Origin of the sequence: Pseudomonas sp. NFACC51 (assembly GCF_900103575.1) — a bacterium.
GTDB classification, from domain to species: domain Bacteria; phylum Pseudomonadota; class Gammaproteobacteria; order Pseudomonadales; family Pseudomonadaceae; genus Aquipseudomonas; species Aquipseudomonas fluorescens_Q.
Map to the genome: position 1 here is coordinate 42527 of NZ_FMXH01000008.1, position 18716 is coordinate 61242.

At 61.7% G+C, this 18716-nt stretch carries 19 protein-coding genes; 12 read left to right on the forward strand and 7 right to left on the reverse strand.

Annotated elements, in window-relative coordinates:
• Positions 1-6 precede the first annotated feature (6 nt).
• The gene (locus BLT00_RS17095) at positions 7-783 is read right to left on the reverse strand and encodes a substrate-binding periplasmic protein (RefSeq protein ID WP_092144776.1); all 777 of its coding nucleotides are present in this window, start codon (positions 781-783) and stop codon (positions 7-9) included.
• 118 nt (positions 784-901) lie between these two features.
• Entirely contained in the window at positions 902-1528 is a 627-nt protein-coding gene (locus tag BLT00_RS17100; protein WP_063322281.1) for a TetR/AcrR family transcriptional regulator, read from the reverse strand.
• A 181-nt stretch (positions 1529-1709) separates the two neighbouring features.
• Here BLT00_RS17100 and BLT00_RS17105 point away from each other — a divergent pair, with 181 nt between their 5' ends.
• The 6 genes from BLT00_RS17105 to BLT00_RS17130 all read left to right on the forward strand — a co-directional run bounded on the left by BLT00_RS17105 (position 1710) and on the right by BLT00_RS17130 (position 9579).
• Complete coding sequence (locus BLT00_RS17105; protein ID WP_092144778.1) at positions 1710-3515, forward strand: acyclic terpene utilization AtuA family protein; 1806 nt, start codon at positions 1710-1712, stop codon at positions 3513-3515.
• A 168-nt stretch (positions 3516-3683) separates the two neighbouring features.
• Positions 3684-5300, forward strand: coding sequence for a geranyl-CoA carboxylase subunit beta (atuC, locus tag BLT00_RS17110; RefSeq protein ID WP_092144779.1), 1617 nt, complete (start codon positions 3684-3686; stop codon positions 5298-5300).
• Positions 5301-5333: 33 nt separating this feature from the next.
• The gene (gene atuD / locus BLT00_RS17115; RefSeq protein ID WP_092144781.1) at positions 5334-6491 is read left to right on the forward strand and encodes a citronellyl-CoA dehydrogenase; all 1158 of its coding nucleotides are present in this window, start codon (positions 5334-5336) and stop codon (positions 6489-6491) included.
• A gap of 134 nt (positions 6492-6625) precedes the next feature.
• Positions 6626-8596, forward strand: a complete 1971-nt coding sequence (locus tag BLT00_RS17120) for an acetyl/propionyl/methylcrotonyl-CoA carboxylase subunit alpha (protein ID WP_092144783.1) — start codon at positions 6626-6628, stop codon at positions 8594-8596.
• Positions 8597-8658: 62 nt separating this feature from the next.
• Positions 8659-9201 carry a 3'-5' exonuclease gene (locus BLT00_RS17125; protein WP_063322286.1) on the forward strand — a complete coding sequence of 181 codons (543 nt, stop codon included), beginning with the start codon at positions 8659-8661 and terminating at the stop codon, positions 9199-9201.
• 93 nt (positions 9202-9294) lie between these two features.
• Positions 9295-9579, forward strand: coding sequence for a pyrimidine/purine nucleoside phosphorylase (locus BLT00_RS17130; RefSeq protein ID WP_014337306.1), 285 nt, complete (start codon positions 9295-9297; stop codon positions 9577-9579).
• Positions 9580-9783: 204 nt separating this feature from the next.
• Here BLT00_RS17130 and BLT00_RS17135 read toward each other — a convergent pair whose 3' ends face one another.
• Together BLT00_RS17135 and BLT00_RS17140 are read right to left on the reverse strand one after the other, a co-directional pair.
• Positions 9784-10593, reverse strand: a complete 810-nt coding sequence (locus BLT00_RS17135) for an MOSC domain-containing protein (protein WP_092144785.1) — start codon at positions 10591-10593, stop codon at positions 9784-9786.
• Positions 10594-10664: 71 nt separating this feature from the next.
• Positions 10665-11588: a chemotaxis protein CheV gene (locus tag BLT00_RS17140; protein ID WP_063322288.1), complete on the reverse strand. Its 924-nt coding sequence runs from the start codon at positions 11586-11588 to the stop codon at positions 10665-10667.
• 482 nt (positions 11589-12070) lie between these two features.
• Between BLT00_RS17140 and BLT00_RS17145 the strand changes: the two genes are divergently transcribed.
• The 3 genes from BLT00_RS17145 to BLT00_RS17155 all read left to right on the forward strand — a co-directional run bounded on the left by BLT00_RS17145 (position 12071) and on the right by BLT00_RS17155 (position 14324).
• Positions 12071-12541, forward strand: a complete 471-nt coding sequence (locus BLT00_RS17145) for a hypothetical protein (protein WP_092144787.1) — start codon at positions 12071-12073, stop codon at positions 12539-12541.
• Positions 12542-12774: 233 nt separating this feature from the next.
• The gene (locus tag BLT00_RS17150) at positions 12775-13668 is read left to right on the forward strand and encodes a sensor histidine kinase (protein ID WP_063322290.1); all 894 of its coding nucleotides are present in this window, start codon (positions 12775-12777) and stop codon (positions 13666-13668) included.
• Entirely contained in the window at positions 13665-14324 is a 660-nt protein-coding gene (locus tag BLT00_RS17155) for a response regulator (protein WP_063322291.1), read from the forward strand. The genes BLT00_RS17150 and BLT00_RS17155 overlap by 4 nt, the downstream gene beginning before the upstream one ends.
• Here BLT00_RS17155 and yegS read toward each other — a convergent pair.
• Positions 14308-15225 (reverse strand): lipid kinase YegS, encoded by a 918-nt coding sequence (gene yegS / locus BLT00_RS17160; protein ID WP_092144789.1) that lies wholly within the window; start codon positions 15223-15225, stop codon positions 14308-14310. The two genes, BLT00_RS17155 and yegS, sit on opposite strands and share 17 nt — an antisense overlap.
• 346 nt (positions 15226-15571) lie before the next feature.
• Between yegS and BLT00_RS32175 the strand changes: the two genes are divergently transcribed.
• Entirely contained in the window at positions 15572-15880 is a 309-nt protein-coding gene (locus tag BLT00_RS32175; protein ID WP_256571802.1) for a hypothetical protein, read from the forward strand.
• Between the two features lie 59 nt (positions 15881-15939).
• Here BLT00_RS32175 and glp read toward each other — a convergent pair whose 3' ends face one another.
• Both glp and moaB read right to left on the reverse strand, forming a co-directional pair.
• Positions 15940-17127, reverse strand: a complete 1188-nt coding sequence (glp, locus tag BLT00_RS17170) for a molybdopterin molybdotransferase MoeA (protein ID WP_175456220.1) — start codon at positions 17125-17127, stop codon at positions 15940-15942.
• Positions 17128-17149: 22 nt separating this feature from the next.
• Positions 17150-17689: a molybdenum cofactor biosynthesis protein B gene (moaB, locus tag BLT00_RS17175; RefSeq protein WP_063322294.1), complete on the reverse strand. Its 540-nt coding sequence runs from the start codon at positions 17687-17689 to the stop codon at positions 17150-17152.
• 78 nt (positions 17690-17767) lie between these two features.
• On the opposite strand from moaB, the gene mobA reads away from it, so the two are divergent.
• Entirely contained in the window at positions 17768-18370 is a 603-nt protein-coding gene (gene mobA / locus BLT00_RS17180) for a molybdenum cofactor guanylyltransferase MobA (protein WP_092144793.1), read from the forward strand.
• Between the two features lie 75 nt (positions 18371-18445).
• Positions 18446-18667 carry a YgdI/YgdR family lipoprotein gene (locus tag BLT00_RS17185; protein ID WP_003199454.1) on the forward strand — a complete coding sequence of 74 codons (222 nt, stop codon included), beginning with the start codon at positions 18446-18448 and terminating at the stop codon, positions 18665-18667.
• Positions 18668-18716: the final 49 nt, after the last annotated feature.

An 18716-nucleotide genomic window follows, 5' to 3' on the forward strand; every position in this document is an offset into this window, starting at 1 on the left:
TCGCCCTCAGTGGGAATGCGTGGAGACCAGCTGGATCTGATAGGGCTGGAAAATCTTCAGCATCTGACCGTTATCCCGCAGCGTTTGCAGCAACTGTGCGAACGCTTCACTGGAAATGGGCGCCTGTGGCCGAATCAGCGCGTAATGGTGGTAAATCTGGTCGATGCGTTCAGATACCAGCAATTGCGGACCGACTTCGGGATTGCGCAGCACGTAATCATTGAGGTACGAACGGGTCACCAGGGCGATATCCGCCCGCCCGCGCAAGACCATCAGCAGATTGCTGTCGTGGGAATACGTCAGCGTGGCGTTGTATTGACCGGCGAGAAACTTGGGGTCGGCGTTGAATTCGGCAAAGGCGTAGTGATAACCGCTGAACAACGCCAGGCGCTTGCCCCTGAGGTCGGCGAAATAACTTTGCTGGCGTTCCGGTTGGCGCTGGGCGACGAAGACTTCCGCATCTTCCAGGCCCATGTCCACCGACGTGTGTGGCACATCCTGCCAACCCCATTCGGGATTCTCGAAAATCGCCATGTCGACCCGGCCTTGCTTGAAATCATTGAAGCGACGCGGGATCGATGTCGGCACCAGCACGAACTGATAGTCGGTTTGCGCCTGGTTCAAGGCCTCCACCATTTGCGGCAGCAGGCCGGTGTCGGCGCCGTTCTCAGGACGAACGGTATAAGGCGGAAAATGCGCCGCACCGATCCGTACCAGTTGCGCTGCCTCGGTCGGCAACACCAGGAAAACGGCCAGAGCAGCCAGCACCAGACGCGAGGTCATCCCCATCGGCGAAAACGTCAAGATAACCCACTCCCCAAAAGTCCCCATCAATAACAATCAAGCTAGGCGGTTTCAGTCACTTAGCCAGCCACGCACGGTCATTTAAGGTATTGCTCGATTATTGTTTTTCTTCAAGCACCAGGATCAGGGCTTGCTCGGCCAGCTCATCGAGGCTCAGGCTGCCTTCGGCGCGAAACCAGGTGGTGGTCCAGGACAACGCTCCCGTGAGGAACCGCCGGGTAATGAACACGTCACCGCGAATATACCCGGCCTCCTTGGCCTGGCCCAGGACCTCGAGCCACAAGTCTTCATAAATATCACGCAGGGCCAGCACGTGCCGCTGCCCTTCCTGCGATAACGAACGCCATTCATAGACCAGCACCGCCATGGCCTCGCCGGTACCGCCCATGATCGACTGCAATTCGCAGCGGATCAGCGCCAATACCCGCTCACGCACACTGTCTGCCTCGGCCAGGGCTGCGCGCATCAATGCGGTGTTGTAGCGGATGGTTTCTTCCATCACCGCCCGCAGGATGTCGTCCTTGCTCTTGAAATGGTGAAAAATGCTGCCCGACTGAATGCCCACGGCACTGGCCAGGTCACGCACCGTGGTGCGCTCGAAGCCTTTGTTGCGAAACAGGTGGGCGGCGGTCTGGAGCAGTTTGCCGCGAGCACTGTCCGGGTCGGTCAGTTGCCCGTTGTCGACCAGCTCCCGCATCACGCCCAGGGCTTTTTGCTCGTCCACCCATTCTCTCCTACAGTCGATCAACCAACGCGCGAGCAATTGCACACCAAACCATCAGTGGCGCGGGCAATTTAAGCTGACCGAGGCAACCAAGCAAGCGCTCGGCCAGAAGAACCAGCGGTCGTTTACAAACCAAGCGCTTGCTTGGTAGTCTCGAACCACCTTTGCCGGAGGGAACGCCATGCCCAAAACGATCCGTATCGGTTGTGCCAGCGCCTTCTGGGGCGATACCTGTACTGCGGCGGCGCAACTGGTCGAGGGCGGGGCGCTGGATTACCTGGTGTTCGACTACCTGGCCGAGGTGACGATGTCGATCATGGCCGGGGCGCGGCTGAAGGATGCTTCGAGCGGCTACGCCACGGACTTCATCGAGGTCCTCACACCGTTGCTAGGACGTTTGCATGACAACGGGATCCGTGTCATCAGCAACGCCGGCGGGGTCAATCCCCGGGCCTGTGCGAAGGCCCTGCAAGCGGCCTGCGACCAGCGGGGCGTGCCGTTGAAGATCGCCGTGCTGCTGGGCGATGACCTGCAACCGCAATTCGAACGGCTCGCCGCCCAGGGCATTCGCGAAATGTTCAGTGGCGAACCCCTGCCCTGCGCGTGCGTGTCTATCAACGCCTACCTCGGCGCGCCCGGCATCGTCGAGGCGTTGCGCCTGGGGGCTGATGTGGTGATCACCGGTCGCGTGGTGGACAGCGCCGTGGTCAGCGCCGCCCTGGTGCATGAATTCGACTGGGCCTGGGACGATTACGACCGATTGGCCCAGGCCGCACTGGCCGGGCACCTGATCGAGTGCGGCGCCCAGTGCACGGGCGGCAACTTCACCGACTGGGAGCAAGTGCCGGATTACGAGCACATCGGCTTTCCCATCGTCGAGGTCAGCGCCGACGGCCAATTCACGGTCACCAAAGCCGAAGGCAGCGGCGGATTGGTCACGCCATTGACCGTCGGCGAGCAGTTGCTCTACGAAATCGGCGACCCGCAAGGCTATCTATTGCCGGACGTGATCTGTGATTTCAGCCAGGTCAGGTTGATCCAGCAAGGCAAGCACGCCGTGCGCGTCCACGGTGCCAAGGGCTTGCCGCCCACCGATCAATACAAGGTCAGCGCCACCTGGCCGGACGGCTGGCGCTGCACCGCCACCTGCCTGATCGCCGGCATTGATGCGGTGGCCAAGGCCGAACGCGTCAGCCAGGCAATCGTCGCCAAGACCTCACAGATTTTCAGCCAACGAGGCTGGTCGCCCTACAGCGAAGTGAACATCGAACTGCTGGGCAGCGAAGCCACTTACGGCCAGCACAGTCAGCGCCGGGACAGTCGTGAGGTGGTGATCAAGCTGGCGGTTCGGCACCCGGAGAAACAGCCGCTGGTGCTGTTTTCCAGGGAAATCGCCCAAGCCGCCACCGGCATGGCGCCAGGGCTGACAGGGCTGGTCGGCGGCCGGCCGACGGTGTCACCGTTGATTCGCCTGTTCTCGTTCCTGATCGACAAGGCCACCTGCCGGCTCGAGATTGAACTCGACGGCCAGCGTCACCCTTGTCCCCTGCCCGCTTTCAAACCGCTGCACACCATCGATCTGCCCGTCGCCCCGGACCTGCCCAAACCCCAAGGCCGGACCGATGCCAGCGTGCGGTTGGTCAAACTGGCGGTGGCGCGCTCCGGCGACAAGGGCAACCACAGCAACATTGGCGTGATCGCCCGGGACCCCGATTACCTGCCCTGGATCGCCGAGGCGCTGACCCCGGAGGTGCTGGTCGATTGGATGAGCCACGTGCTCGACCCGCTGCTGGGCCGGGTCGAACGCTGGTACCTGCCGGGCACCCACAGCTTGAATTTCCTGCTGGAAAACGCCCTCGGCGGGGGCGGTGTCGCCAGTCTGCGCATCGATCCCCAGGGCAAGGCGTTCGCCCAACAGTTGCTGGAGATCCAGATACCGGTGCCGCAGCACATTGCCGACCGGGTCGGCCAGGGAGAGTCGCCATGACCCGTGCCGCTCGGTCAAGCACATGACCAGCAGCTTTTGTGTGGCGAGGGAGCTTGCTCCCGCTGGGTTGCGCAGCGACCCCGATTTTTGCGATTGCTGCGCAATCGAGCGGGAGCAAGCTCCCTCGCCACAGGGTTTTGCGCAGTTGTTCGAACATGAGGAACTCCAATGCCAGTCATCGAATCGCACCTTGACCCGCACTGCGCTGACTTCGCTCGCAACCACGCGGCGATGCTGGCCGGTGTCGAACAGCTGCGCCAGCTCGAACAGGCCGTGCTGGAGAAAGCCGCCCAGGCCCAGGGCAAGTTCGACCAGCGCGGCCAACTGATGCCGCGCCAGCGCCTGAACCTGCTGCTGGACCCTGGCGCGCCGTTCCTCGAACTGGCGAGCCTGGCCGGCTACAAACTCCATGACGACAAGGACGGTAGCCAGGCCGGCGGCGGCCTGATCGCCGGGATCGGCTACGTGTCCGGGGTGCGGGTGCTGGTGGTGGCCAACAACAGCGCAATCAAGGGCGGCACGATTTCCCCCAGCGGCTTGTACAAGACCCTGCGCCTGCAACAGATCGCCATGGAAAACAAACTGCCGGTCATCACCCTCGCCGAAAGTGGCGGCGCCAATCTCAATTACGCCGCGCAGATTTTCGTCGAAGGCGCACGCTGCTTCGCCAACCAGGCACGCATGTCGGCCATGGGCCTGCCACAGATCACCGTGGTGCATGGCTCGGCCACCGCAGGCGGGGCTTATCAGCCAGGGTTGTCGGATTACGTGGTGGTGGTGCGCGACAAGGCGCGCTTGTTCCTGGCCGGGCCGCCGTTACTCAAGGCAGCGACCGGCGAAGTGGCCAGCGAGGAGGAATTGGGCGGTGCACAGATGCATGCGCAGGTGGCGGGCACCGCCGAATACCTGGCGGAGAACGACGCCGACGGCGTGCGCCTGGCCCGGGAGATTCTCAGCCTGCTGCCCTGGAATGCACAACTGCCACCGCAGCCCGAACGGAGCTGGCCGGAACCGCTCTACCCTGCCGACGAATTATTGGGACTGGTCCCCGACGACCCGAAGAAACCCTATGACGTGCAGGAAATCATCGCCCGCATCGCCGACGGCTCGAATTTCCTGGCCTTCAAAAGCGAGTTCGACGCCCAGACGATTTGCGGTCACCTGCACATTCGCGGCCATGCCTGCGGCCTGATCGGCAACAACGGCCCCATCACGCCACAGGGCGCGGCCAAGGCCGCGCAATTCATCCAGTTGTGCGACCAGAGCCGCACGCCGTTGCTGTTTTTGCACAACACCACCGGGTTCATGGTCGGCACCGAGTCGGAGCGACAAGGGGTGATCAAGCACGGCGCCAAGATGATCCAGGCCGTGGCCAACGCCCGAGTGCCCAAGCTGACCGTCGTGGTGGGTGGCTCCTACGGCGCCGGCAATTACGCCATGTGCGGCCGCGGGCTGGACCCACGCTTCATCTTCGCCTGGCCCAACAGCCATACGGCGGTGATGGGCGGTGCCCAGGCCGGCAAGGTCCTGCGCATGGTCACCGAGGCCACGCAGATCAAGAACGGCCTGCTCCCCGACCCGAAGGCGCTGGACCTGCTCGAACAAACCACCGCGCAGAAACTCGACAGCCAGTCCACTGCCCTCTACGGCAGCGCCAGCCTGTGGGACGACGGGCTCATCGACCCGCGCGACACGCGCACTTTGCTGGGCTACCTGCTGGACATCTGTCACGAGGCCGAGCAGCGGCCACTGCAAGCCAACAGCTTCGGCGTGGCCCGTTTCTGAGGACGCTCCACGGCTCACAGGAGAACACTGAAAATGATCTTCACCCAGGAACACGAAGCACTGCGGCGCACCGTTCGCCAGTTTGTCGAGCATGACATCAACCCTTACGTCGACGAATGGGAGAAAGCCGGGCGTTTTCCCATCCATGAGGTTTTCCGCAAGGCCGGCGAGCTGGGCCTGCTGGGCATCTCCAAACCAGCGGCCTTCGGCGGCATGGGCCTGGACTACAGCTATTCGATCGTCGCGGCCGAGGAATTCGGCACCATTCATTGCGGCGGCGTGCCCATGTCCATCGGCGTGCAGACCGACATGTGCACCCCGGCCCTGGCCCGCTTCGGCTCCGATGAGTTGCGTGAAGCCTTCCTGCGCCCGGCCATCCGCGGCGAACAGGTGGGCTGCATCGGCGTCTCGGAGGTGGGCGCCGGCTCCGACGTCGCCGGCCTCAAGACCACCGCGCGCAAGGACGGCGACGACTACGTCATCAATGGCAGCAAGATGTGGATCACCAATGCGCCAAGCGCTGACTTCATCTGCCTGTTGGCGAATACCTCGGACGACAAGCCCCACGTCAACAAATCGCTGATCATGGTGCCGATGCACAGCCCCGGCATCAGCCTTGGCCAGCACCTGGACAAACTCGGCATGCGCAGCTCGGAAACCGCCCAGGTGTTTTTCGACGACGTGCGGGTGCCACAACGCAATCGCATCGGCCAGGAGGGCGCCGGGTTCATGATGCAGATGCTGCAATTCCAGGAAGAACGCCTGTTCGGCGCGGCCAACATGCTCAAGGGCCTGGAGCATTGCATCGACAGCACCATCGAGTACTGCAAGGAACGCAAGACCTTCGGCGCGCCCCTGATCGACAACCAGGTGATCCACTTTCGCATGGCGGAACTGGCCAGCGAGATCGAATGCCTGCGGGCGCTGGTCTACCAGGCCACCGAGCAGTACATCAACGGCCAGGACGTCACGCGACTGGCGTCGATGGCCAAGCTCAAGGCCGGACGCCTGGCCCGGGAAACCACCGACAGTTGCCTGCAATACTGGGGCGGCATGGGCTTCATGTGGGACAACCCGGTCGCCCGGGCCTATCGCGACGTGCGGCTGGTGTCCATCGGTGCCGGTGCGGACGAGATCATGCTGGGCATCATCTGCAAACTCATGGGGATTTTGCCGGGAAAGAAAAACTGAGTGCATCACCTGCCAGAGCGCCATCGCGAGCACGCTTTGCTCCCACAATGCCCAGTGAGTGCATTCGCCTGTGGGAGCAGAGCTTGCTCGCGATGAGGCCCATACAGACACCGCAAGACGCCAGGAATGAACCCATGCCCGCCTTCAGCAAAATCCTCATCGCCAACCGCGGCGAAATCGCCTGTCGCATCCAGCGCACCGCCCAAGCCCTGGGTTATCGCACGGTAGCGGTGTTCAGCGAGGCTGACGCCGACGCGCTGCATGTGCGCATGGCCGATGAAGCGGTGTTGATCGGCCCAGCCGCGGCGCAGCAGTCCTACCTCAACCCCTCGGCCATTCTCGATGCAGCCCGGCGCTGCGGAGCCGATGCGATCCATCCCGGCTACGGCTTCCTTTCGGAAAATGCCGGGTTCGCCAAGGCCTGCGAAGCGGCCGACATCGTGTTCATCGGCCCCAGCCCCGAGGCCATCGACCTGATGGGCAGCAAGCGCCGGGCAAAAATCGCCATGATTGAAGCCGGCGTTCCCTGCATCGCCGGTTACCAGGGCGCCGCCCAGGACGACGACACGCTGCAGCGCGAAGCCGGGCGTATCGGCTACCCATTGATGATCAAGGCCAGCGCCGGTGGCGGAGGCCGAGGCATGCGCCTGGTCCAGCGGGCCGAGGACCTGCTGGAGCAGTTGCGCGGCGCGCGCTCGGAGGCCCTGCATGGTTTTGGCAGCGACGAGTTGATCCTCGAACAGGCGTTGATCGATCCGCGGCATGTGGAAGTGCAGATCTTCGGCGACCATCACGGTCAGCTGATCCACCTGGGCGAACGGGACTGCTCGATCCAGCGGCGCCACCAGAAAGTCATCGAGGAAGCGCCCTGCCCGGTCATGACCACCGACCTGCGCCGGGCCATGGGTGACGCGGCGCTCAAGGCCGGACGCGCAGTGAATTATGTCGGGGCCGGGACCGTGGAGTTCCTGCTCGCTGCGGACGGTCGGTTTTACTTCCTGGAGATGAACACGCGCCTGCAGGTCGAACACCCGGTCACCGAGTTGATCACCGGCCTGGATCTGGTGGCCTGGCAATTGGACGTCGCCGCCGGCAGGGCGCTGCCCCTGCGCCAGGAGCAGGTGACGCTTAGCGGCCATGCCATGCAGGTGCGGCTGTACGCCGAGGACCCGGCAGCGGATTTTCTGCCCCAGACCGGGCGGTTGATCGGTTGGGAGCCGCCCATGCAGGACGGCGTGCGAATCGACCATGGCCTGCTGGAGGGCCAAGCCATCACCCCGTTTTACGACTCGATGCTAGGCAAGCTCATCGTCCACGGCGCCACTCGCGAGGAGGCCCGACGCAAATTATTGCGAGCGGTGGAAGATTGCGTCCTGCTTGGCGTCCAGAGCAACCAGCGGCTGCTCACCGGGTTGCTGGCACATCCGCGGTTCATCGACGGTGACTTCGGCAACGGATTCATCGGGCAGCACTTTGCCGATCATGCGGCGCTCCGGCCCCTTGAGCCCTCTGCCGAACAACTCGCCATCGCCACGGCAGCGTTTTATCAGGCCTCGCAGGCACGGCATGCTCAAGGCCTGGGCGGATGGCGCAACAGCATCGGCGTGGCGCTGCATTACCGGATCGGTGTCGGGGAGCACGACTGGACGCTGAGCCTGATGGGCGAAGCCGACGGCACATTCAATATCCGCAGTGCCGGGCGCTTGATCGAACTGAGGTTGCTCGACGCTACCCCCCATGGCGCAACATTGGTGATCGATGGGATTAGCCGGCGGCATGCGTGGCGCCTCGATGGCAACGATCTCTGGCTGTTCGCCTGCCCTGGTGGCCTGCACCTGCAAGATCGGACCCTGGCCCCCATCGCCGCCAAGACCAGCGCCAGCGACGGCACGCTCAAGGCGCCAATGGACGGCGCCATTGTCGAGCTGCGGGTCCGCGAAGGCAGCACCGTGCACCAAGGCCAGTTGCTCATGGTGCTTGAGGCCATGAAAATGGAGCACCCACTCAAGGCCGGCGTCGACGGCGTGGTCAGGCAATTGCAGGTCGCGCGGGGTGACCAGGTGAAAAAACGCCAGGTTTTGTTGCGCGTTGAAAGGGCCCACTAGTCGGATGCCGAGGGTTTGACTACGCTCAAACCCATCAGCACGCCGATACCGGGAACCCTGCAATGCCTCACTGGCTGGTGATTGATCTGGAGGCCACCACCGATGAAGGTGGCTGGCCGGTAACCGAAATGGAAATTATCGAAATCGGCGCCACGCTGGTGAATCGTGACGGCCGCGAAGTGGATCATTTCCAGCGCTTCGTGCGGCCCTTGAGGCGACCGCTGCTGACGCCCTTCTGTCGCGAACTGACCCACATCACCCAGGCCAATATCGACAGTGCCGCACCCTTGACCGAGGTCTGGCCGGTGTTCGAGCGCTGGCTGGCGCCGTATCAGTCGAAGCTGGAAAGCTGGGTCAGTTGGGGCGATTACGACCGCAAGCAACTGCTTCAGGAATGGCAGCACCAGCAATTGCACAGTGTCCTCGGCCAGGTGCCGCACATGAACCTCAAGCAACGCTTCGCCAAGGCCCGTCGACTGGAGCGACCGCTGGGGCTCAATGGCGCGCTGCAACTGGCGGGCCTGCAATTCTGCGGTCAACAGCACCGAGCGCTGGAAGATGCCCGCAATACCGCACGGTTGTTGCCCCTGGTGCTTCCGGGTTGAGCGGCAGCCACCTCCCAGCGCGGCAGATGACGAATGTTGCGGCCTTGTGCATACTGGCCGGCCTTTTTCAGCCCCTTTTTCGAGGAATCGCCCATGTTTAAAGTCAACGAGTACTTCGACGGCACCGTCAAGTCGATCGCTTTTGGCACTGCCGAAGGCCCTGCGACCATCGGCGTCATGGCACCGGGCGAATATGAGTTCGGCACGGCCCAACGGGAAATCATGCACGTGGTCTCCGGCGCCCTGACCGTGAAGCTGCCTGACAGCACCGACTGGGAAACCTTCGAAGCCGGCAGCCAGTTCAACGTTCCGGCCAACAGCAAATTCCAGCTCAAAGTGGCCGTCGACACCGCTTACCTGTGTGAATACCGCGGCTGATTCGGCGCAATACAAAGTGGGGACACAGTTACCCCTGTGGCGAGGGAGCTTGCTCCCGCTGGGCGTGAAGCAGCCCCTCTTGGCCGGGGACGCTAGCGCGTCCAGCGGGAGCAAGCTCCCACGCCACAAAAGCTAGAAAAGCGGTTGTGTGGTAAACAAAAATGCCCGTGTCCAGCGACACGGGCATTTTGTTTACGGATCCTTTTATTCGAGCACTTCAACCGGCATGCCAACTTCAAGCCGACCGTTGCTGTCGTTGACCAGATTCTGACCGAACATCGCACCGTCCGGTGTCGAGCGGTAATGCTGCAAGGTGGCAAAGGGTTCGCGATTCGGATCGCGTTCGCCGGTTTGCGGATCGACCGTGGTCATGATGCAACGTGAGCATGGCTTGACCAGCCGGAACTCAACCTCGCCGATACGAATGCGCTTCCAGCCGTCCTCGGCAAACGCCTCGCTGCCCTCGACCACCAGGTTGGGGCGAAAGCGCAACATTTCCAGCGAACGACCGACCCGACTCGACAGGTCCTGCAAGGACGCCTGGCCAATCAGCAGCAGGGGAAAACCATCGGCGAAGGCAACCTTATCGTCATCCTTGCCATAACCGGCGGCGGTGGTACGCGCCAGATCCACCGGCACATGCACCAGGCGGGTAGGATTGCCGATGAATTCGCTGACCCAGGCCGCGGCCTCGTCACCGGCATCCGGCACACGCAAGGTGTCACGCCAGATAATCACCCCGCGCCGCTGTTCCTCCACCACTGGCGGCAGCGGCACGTCGATGGCGCCATGGCCCGGCGCGCTGAGCGTCAGGCCGCCCGATTCGTTCCACAAGGCTGAGAGCTGGCTCATCTTCGCCACGGCTCGCTGGGTCAGGAAACGCCCTGTGCCCTCATCCACCAGCATCCAGCGCCGGTCACCCTCCAGCCCGAGCTTGTCCAGGCCGATCCCTTGCAAGGACTCGCCCTTGCCGGACTTCAACGGATACCGATACAGCGCGCTCAGCCGCAACATGGTCAACTTCCCTGGTGGCGAAAAAATGCCACCTTATACGAGCCGGCCATTGAAGCAAACCACCATCGGTTTCAGTCGAGCATCAGCCGCTGGCGCACTACATCGACCAGCTTGTCCGGCTGGAATTTGGAGAGGAAGTTGTCGCAACCGACCTTCTTGACCATCGAATCGTTGAAGCTGCCGGACAGCGAGGTGTGCAGTACGACATAGAGCCCACGCAAGCGCGGGTCGTTGCGGATTTCGGTGGTCAGCCGGTAGCCGTCCATTTCGGGCATTTCCGCGTCAGTGAAGATCATCAGCAATTTATCGGTCATGACCTCGCCGGTATCGGCCCAGGCCTTGAGCATGTTCAGGGCTTTGAGGCCGTCGCTGGCGATGTGCATTTTCACGCCCAGTTGCCCCAGGGTATCGCGCAGTTGCGAGAGCGCGACGTTGGAGTCGTCCACCAGCAACACTTCGCGACCACGGGCGCGCTCCAGCACCGGATCTTCGAGCTTGTCCCGGGAGACCTTGGCGTTGTACGGCACGATTTCGGCCAGGACTTTTTCCACGTCGATGATTTCCACCAACTGATCGTCCACCTTGCTGATGGCCGTCAGGTAGTGCTCACGGCCAGCGCTGGTCGGCGGTGGCAGGATGGCTTCCCAGTTCATGTTGACGATGCGGTCGACGCCGCCCACCAGGAATGCCTGAACCGAGCGGTTGTATTCAGTCACGATAATGGTGCTGTTGGGGCCCGGCACCAAAGGACGCATGCCAATGGCCTGGGACAGGTCGATCACCGGCAACGTCTGGCCGCGCAGATTGACCACGCCGCACACGAACGCGTGACGCTGCGGCATCAGGGTCAGCTTCGGCAACTGCAGCACTTCCTGGACCTTGAACACGTTAATGGCGAACAACTGTCGACCCGCCAAGCGAAACATGAGAATTTCCAGGCGATTCTCACCCACCAGTTGGGTTCGTTGATCTACTGTGTCGAGAATGCCGGCCATTGATGACTCCTGGGCTTGTTCGGATGAATCCAATGAATGAGATATCGGCTGGACGGACCGAATCTTGACCCCCGGATAAAATACAAGCGCGGGGCATTGATGTCACATTAACATCATGCTTTACTGGCTTCATGATTTCATCTGCGATTTTTCCCTGCCACGCGACCCTCGCTTGTGTGCAAAGTTCCCCTGCCTAAGGGATTCCCCTAGGCACAATCAGGTCCAACCTGATATTCCCGTTATCCAATAGCCATTAATGTGACGCCATTCTCATTGCTGAACGGAGTCAGGCTTTTGTGCGCGACCACAGGACATCGGACCTCCAGTCTTTCGGCCGATCCCACCCGTGCAATTGTTTGCGAATTCACTTTCGCGGATCGGCAGGGATGTGTCGCCGTGCGTCCGACCGCGGTCGACCTTGAGATCCAGCCGTTCGCCATAAGCGGTTTCCTTTCGCCTGACATGATGTTGTGGAGATAAGCATGCCGAACGATCGCAGGAACTGGAGTCAGCGTCTTCCCGAGCTTCTGATCGAAGCCGAGACGCTGTTGGCCAAGTCGGAGGAATGCCTGAGCCATCTGCAATTGATCAACAACGACAAGGATGCCATCGATTGCATGCTCAGCACCTTGCTGAAACTGTCGAACAAGGCCAATGCCTTGGCGTTGGAAGCCGTTTCGGAGTTTTCACTGCACATCCATGGTTTGCTCAGTCACGCGCAAAGCCACATGGAGTTGCATGACCAGGCCTTGGACGCCCTGAAGGATTGTTTAACCCTGATGGCCTGGCAATTGGAACTGGTCGATCACACCACCGGCCAGTTGAGCCTGGACACCAGTGAACAGATCTCGTTGATCGAGGCATTCGCTTTCCAGGTAGGCCAGAGCCCCGACCAAGCATCGGCAGTGTCACGTCCGCTGGCCTTGGTACCCTACCCCCAGAAACAAGCCTGAGGCGACGATGCCGGCTCAGTGCTGCGTGCCTGGTACGTAGCGCTTTCACCGCGCCATGCCGAGCGCGACCAACGATAGGTGAAGTGGTACTATCTCTCGCGTCAGCCACTTCAAGACAGCGCCGTAAAAGCCGCCGACCGAAGCTGCCCTCGACCTGAAACGTTTACCCGACCGGGCCTGTCAGATGCGCTGACCGGCCAGCCCGCAGCGAACATTCATTGGCTCCATCCGCTATGTACGCCAGCCTCAAGTCATTCATCACCTGGCCTCCCTCCCGAGAAAACGCCCGTCGCTTCACATTATTATTGTGTATCTGCTCGACCCTCGGCTGCCTGCTGGCCTACCTGTTCGCCTACACGGTGCCGTTGAGCCTGCTGGTACTGAATGTCGCGGCCATGACCTGTGTGGCGATCCACCATCGATTGTCACGCAAATCCATCAAGTTCCAGCCTCAGGAACTGGCCGACCGGTTGCTTGAGGTCCAGGAAAACGAGCGCCATCGCCTCAGCCGCGAATTGCACGACGACATTGGCCAGTTGCTGACCGCAGCGAAGCTGCAAGGCGAATGGCTCAAGCGGCGGATGCCGGAAGAATTGCAAGGCCAATGCGCGCTACTCTGCGAGACCCTGGACGAAACCCTCAACAAGGTTCGCGACGTATCGGCGATCCTCAACCCCCGGCAACTGGCCAGCCTCGGACTGGAAGCCAGCCTGCGGGCGCACCTGCTCAAGACGCTGGCCAATGCCCCGGTGAAGTGGAGCCTCGATTGCCAACAGCGCATGGCAGGCATCCCGGAGGAAATGTCGGTCGCGGTGTTCCGGATCACCCAGGAAGCGGTCACCAACATCTTGCGTCATGCCCGGGCGACGAATCTGCTGGTACGCTTGCAACGCCTGCCTGACGGCCTGAGCCTGCTGATCAGCGACGATGGCCAGGGATTTGTCCCGGCCACCCACCCCGCTCGCGAAGGCCAACGGGGCATGGCCGGCATGTCGGAGCGGGTCGAACAGTTGGGCGGCACCCTCAAGGTCATCAGCGAGGCCGGCAAGGGCACGCACATCGAAGCACGCTTTCCCTGGGCGCCGCGAGCCCTGGAACGAGCCAGTAAGAATAAGGTTCTCCTTTGATTTGTAATTTGCTCCTGGTCGATGACCACTCCCTGATCAGGGCCGGCGTGCGCGCGCTGGTCATGGATATCCCGGGCTATGCCGTCATTGGTGAAGCCAGCGATGGCACGCGATTGGTCGAACTGGTCGAACGGTTGAACCCCGATATTGTGCTGCTGGACATTTCCATGAAGGACACCTGCGGCCTGGACGCCTTGCAACAGCTCAAGCGGGTGCGCCCCCACAGCAAGGTGCTGATCCTGTCCATGCATACGGATCCGGCGCTGATCATGCAGGCGCTGGAATCCGGAGCCCATGGCTATTTGCTCAAGGACACCACCGCCAATGAGCTGAAACACGCCTTGGAGGCGCTGCGCAACAACGAACGCTACCTGAGCCCGGCCATCGCCCATACCGTGATCAACCAGGCGCTGACCCGCGTCCAGAAGCATCAGTCGGACCCCGCCCGGACTCATAACCTGACGGCACGCCAGCTGGAAATACTGCGGCTGATCGTGCGCGGCAAGTCCACCCGGGAAATAGCCAACGGCCTGAACCTGAGCATCAAGACCGTGGAAACCCACCGGGCGCAAATCATGAAGCGCCTGCAGATCCATGACGTGGCCGGCCTTGTGCTGTTCGCGGTTCGCGAACAGATCATCAGCCTGGACGATTGAGCGCCGTCGCGCCACCCAACAGCGGCGAATCGGACGGCAGGTGCACGTTCAGTGCTTTTGGGCGGACAGTGAAACGCAGGGCGTCTACCTGCAACGGCTCGCCATCGAGATTGATATCCAGGCCTTGCGCGACCTTGATCTCCACCCATGGCAAGCGCGCGCGGACAAACATGTTGTCGATGCCCAGGCCACCCGCCAGCAAGTCCTTCAACGTACTGACCACCTCCTGAGGCGCCGGCAAGATGCTGATGTCCAGCAACCCATCATCGGCCAACGCCTGCGGGCACAGCACGTGGCCACCCCCCGCCTGACGGCCATTGCCGATGCCCAGCGCGAGCAAATCGCCTTGCCAGTGGAAATCGGGGCCCTGCAACTCACCATAGGCGGCACTCAGCTCACTGAATCGCGACAGGCCGGTGAACAGGTAGGCCGCGCCTCCCAGGACTTTCTTGAGATCCTCGGAAGTGTTCGCCGTCACCTGGCTGCCAAAACCGCCGGTGGCCATGTTCAGGAAAATCCGACCGCAGACTTCCCCCACATCCACGGCCTGCGGCGCAACGTCGAGCAAATCCAGGGCCTGCGCAGGCTCCAACGGAACGCCAGCCGCCCGGGCGAAATCGTTGGCAGTGCCCAGCGGCAGCAGTACCAGGCTGGCTTCACTCGAATGGAGGACGATCGCTTCGGCGATATCACGCAAGGTCCCATCACCGCCGCCGGCGATCAGTCGCGTATAACCGGCCTCCAGCGCCTCATCGACGCATCGTTGGGCATCACCGGCCTCCCAGGTCAACCGTACCGCCAGGTCCCAGCCCTGCTCGCGCTTGAGCATCACTGCCGTGCGAACCTCTTCGTTGAGCGCTTGCTTGCCATGCAAAATCAACAGCGCCTTGCCTTTGCTCATCGTTGTCTCCGTCATTGGAAGGTTCAGGAAATGGGACCACTCATTCGAGCGAAAAAGCCCGAAACATCTCAATTTATTAAAAAAGCAGGAAGGCTTGCCCCCGGGAAAAACCCGCAGGGCAGCTCGTTCGACCGGGACGTCTTGATTCGAAGAGTTTTCTTACACGATCTGGCGAATCAGCTCAATTGACCCTCTAGCGGTATTGAGACACCTTGGCCTTCTGTTTTGCTGGAACGCTAAAACCCTCTTCACACAAGGAAGCACTTACCCATGGATGGATACGTCACGGCCCGCTGGGGCCGGATCAGTCGTTTGAACAGTTATGGCCAAGGGGATGAACCGTCCCATGCATAACCGTGAATACAAGCTGTTGCCCCAGCAGCGCGCTCCCCTTGGAAGCGGGCGGGCCAATACTCAGAACGCATGCAAAAGTTGCAGTAATCCCGTTGGAGGAATTGATTTGGAACCGCGCGTCGTTGAACTGGAAACCCACCTCAAATACATCCGCAAAGACATGGATGAAATTCGCACCGACGTAAAGGTGATCCGCCACAGGCTGGCCTATTCGGCTGGCGCTGCAGCGGTGGTGCTCGGTCTGCTGGGCTGGATTGCGAACAATCGATTCGATCAGGTGGTGATGCTGCTCACACGATGAAGGTGAGAGGCGTGAAGGCCCGAGGATCCGGCTCGGGCCGCAGGACACCTGCCACGGTGCTAACCCAGGACTTCGCTCAAGGGAATGAAACCCACCTCATCGCCCTCCACCAGCGTCCGTCCCTCAAGCACTTCGACCAACCCTTCGGCCCAGGCGGCGCTGCGAAGGACACCCGAGCTTTGATTCCGGTAGATGATCGCTCGACCATTCTCCATGCTGCCTCGCAAGTATTCTCGTCGACTGCCAGCCTTCGGCCAGGCGAAACCGGCCGGCACCTTGAACATGAGCGGCGCCACCGACTTAACGCCCTGGCGTCTTAGCAGGTAGGGCCGTGCCAGCAGTGCGAAAGTCACGAGGGTCGAGGCAGGGTTTCCAGGCAGGCCTATGACCGGCACGCCACGGTAATGCCCGAACGTCAGCGGCTTACCCGGCTTGATGGCGAGTTTCCATAGCGCCAGCTCGCCGTCCTCGCGCAAGGCGATGCCCAGGAAATCCGCCTCCCCCACCGATACTCCACCGGTGGACAGGATCAGATCGACATCAGACAACTGTGCCAGGCGCTCGCGGGTGGCCGATAAATCGTCAGGCAGGATACCCGCGTCAATCACTTCACAACCCATGCATTGCAGCCAGCCACACAGCAGCACGCGGTTGCTGTTATAGATCTGGCCCGGGCCCAACGCCTGACCGGGTTCGACCAGCTCATCCCCCGTGGACAGGACTGCGACGCGAACTTTGCGCACCACTTCCAGCGAGGCACAGCCCAAGGAGGCTGCCAGCCCCAGCTCGATCGGCCCCAGGCGCGTACCGGCAGAAAGCACCTGCTCGCCGACGGTGGTCTCCTGTCCCTGGGGGCGAATGTTCTGCCCGCTGACCATGGGCTCGGTAAACCGCACCCGCTGGTCGTCTTCAACCACGGCATTTTCCTGCATCTCGACGCAATCGGCGCCAGCAGGGACTGGCGCCCCGGTGAAGATCCGCGCACACGTGCCAACCGCCAGCGGCTCCGGGGCCTGCCCGGCAAAAATCCGCTGGCTGACCGTCAACGGCTCGCCGCTCCAGTCAGCCAACCGCAAGGCATAGCCGTCCATGGCGCTGTTGGGCCATGGCGGCAAATCAAGGGTCGACACCAGATCCTCGGCGAGCACTCGCCCTAGCGCCGCGGCCAAAGGCAAATGCTCGCGCTGGACAATCGGCGTGGCAGCCGCCATCTCGAGCAGTCGCTCCAACGCGACCTCAACAGCCATCAAGGCCCCGGCCTTGCCCGGTTTACCCACGGGATTCACAAGGCGCTGCCTGTTTCAAATGAGCCACGAAGTTGCACGGCCGATGCCGCACATCCAGCTGTTCGGCCAGGATGCCATCCCATCCGGTACGCACCGCGTTGGTCGAACCCGGCAGGCAACACACCAGCGTGCCATTGGCCAGGCCTGCCAGCGCGCGGGACTGCACGGTGGAAGTGCCGATGTCGGCCACGGATATCTGTCGAAACAACTCGCCAAAGCCATCGACCTGCTTGTCCAGCAGGCACGTGACGGCTTCCGGCGTGCTGTCACGTCCCGTGAAACCCGTGCCGCCGGTGATCAGCACCACCTGCACCACGTCTTCGGCAATCCAGGTCGCGACTTGCGCACGGATCTTGTACAAATCATCTTTGAGCAGGACCCGCTGTGCCAGGTTGTGGCCGGCCGCCGTGAGCCGATCGACGAAGACCTGCCCGGACGTATCGGTTTCCAGGGTACGAGTATCACTGACAGTCAGCACCGCGATATTGAGCGGCACGAAAGGTACATCAGCCTTGGCTTTCATAGGCTCGTCCAGTTGTGAAGGAAACAGCCCGGTGTTATATCACAGCGCTTCATTTTTGCGCCCGTGCGGAGACACGCCATGACCTCGATTACGCCGCTGCCATCCTGCTCCATTCTGCTCTTGGCGGGTGGCCGCGGGCAACGCATGGGCGGTCAGGACAAAGGCCTGGTGCAGTGGCAAGGCGAACCGCTGATTGCCCATATCCATCGCCAGACCCGCGCCCTGAGCGATGACCTGATCATTTCCTGCAACCGTAATGCGCAACGTTATGCACCGTATGCCGATCAGTTGGTGCATGACGAGGAAGGCGACTTTCCCGGGCCGCTGGCAGGTATCCGGGCAGGCCTCAAGGCTGCGAAGCATCCGTATTTGCTGGTGCTACCGTGCGACGTGCCGCAGATCGACGCAGGCCTGCTCGACAACATGCGCAGGACGGCCAGCCAGCACCCCGATCAGCCATTGATGGTGCGGCACGGCGAGCATTGGGAACCTCTGCTGTGTGTCATCCCATTGGCCCTGGCAGCGAGCTTCGAAAAAGCCTGGAGCGAGGGCGAACGCAGCCCCGGTCGGGTTATGCGCGCGTTGCACGCCGTTGCCTTGCAATGCCCTGCCGACGACCCACGGCTGGCCAATCTGAACACCCCGGAATTACTGGCCCGACATAAAGGCGTGTCAGATTGACACTAGCCAGGAACTTGCGCGCAATGTATACGTCTGAAGGTCAGTAACTTGAAGAATCCATTTCGGAGAAACACCATGACACAACGGACCCTCGCCACGTTCATGCTCGCTCTGGGCCTCGCCACCCTTGCCGGGTGCGCTTCGCCAACAGTGATCACCTTGAATGACGGTCGCGAAATCCAGGCCGTCGATACCCCTCATTACGATGAAGAAAGCGGCTTCTACGAATTCGAGCAACTGGATGGCAAGCAGACTCGCGTGAACAAGGATCAGGTTCGTACCGTTAAAGACCTGTAATCTTCAGCGCTACCGCCAGATACGAAAAGCCCGCAACATTTGCGGGCTT

Excerpts from the sequence above, each read along its gene's own strand:
- moaB (WP_063322294.1), bottom strand. The coding sequence starts at position 17,689 with ATGAAAGCCAAGGCTGATGTACCTTTCGTGCCGCTCAATATCGCGGTG.
- BLT00_RS17095 (WP_092144776.1), bottom strand. The coding sequence starts at position 783 with ATGACCTCGCGTCTGGTGCTGGCTGCTCTGGCCGTTTTCCTGGTGTTG.
- BLT00_RS17120 (WP_092144783.1), top strand. The coding sequence starts at position 6,626 with ATGCCCGCCTTCAGCAAAATCCTCATCGCCAACCGCGGCGAAATCGCC.
- BLT00_RS32175 (WP_256571802.1), top strand. The coding sequence starts at position 15,572 with ATGCATAACCGTGAATACAAGCTGTTGCCCCAGCAGCGCGCTCCCCTT.
- BLT00_RS17185 (WP_003199454.1), top strand. The coding sequence starts at position 18,446 with ATGACACAACGGACCCTCGCCACGTTCATGCTCGCTCTGGGCCTCGCC.
- BLT00_RS17135 (WP_092144785.1), bottom strand. The coding sequence starts at position 10,593 with ATGTTGCGGCTGAGCGCGCTGTATCGGTATCCGTTGAAGTCCGGCAAG.
- BLT00_RS17145 (WP_092144787.1), top strand. The coding sequence starts at position 12,071 with ATGCCGAACGATCGCAGGAACTGGAGTCAGCGTCTTCCCGAGCTTCTG.
- glp (WP_175456220.1), bottom strand. The coding sequence starts at position 17,127 with ATGGCTGTTGAGGTCGCGTTGGAGCGACTGCTCGAGATGGCGGCTGCC.
- BLT00_RS17130 (WP_014337306.1), top strand. The coding sequence starts at position 9,295 with ATGTTTAAAGTCAACGAGTACTTCGACGGCACCGTCAAGTCGATCGCT.
- BLT00_RS17140 (WP_063322288.1), bottom strand. The coding sequence starts at position 11,588 with ATGGCCGGCATTCTCGACACAGTAGATCAACGAACCCAACTGGTGGGT.
- BLT00_RS17125 (WP_063322286.1), top strand. The coding sequence starts at position 8,659 with ATGCCTCACTGGCTGGTGATTGATCTGGAGGCCACCACCGATGAAGGT.
- BLT00_RS17150 (WP_063322290.1), top strand. The coding sequence starts at position 12,775 with ATGTACGCCAGCCTCAAGTCATTCATCACCTGGCCTCCCTCCCGAGAA.
- BLT00_RS17105 (WP_092144778.1), top strand. The coding sequence starts at position 1,710 with ATGCCCAAAACGATCCGTATCGGTTGTGCCAGCGCCTTCTGGGGCGAT.
- atuD (WP_092144781.1), top strand. The coding sequence starts at position 5,334 with ATGATCTTCACCCAGGAACACGAAGCACTGCGGCGCACCGTTCGCCAG.
- yegS (WP_092144789.1), bottom strand. The coding sequence starts at position 15,225 with ATGAGCAAAGGCAAGGCGCTGTTGATTTTGCATGGCAAGCAAGCGCTC.
- mobA (WP_092144793.1), top strand. The coding sequence starts at position 17,768 with ATGACCTCGATTACGCCGCTGCCATCCTGCTCCATTCTGCTCTTGGCG.
- atuC (WP_092144779.1), top strand. The coding sequence starts at position 3,684 with ATGCCAGTCATCGAATCGCACCTTGACCCGCACTGCGCTGACTTCGCT.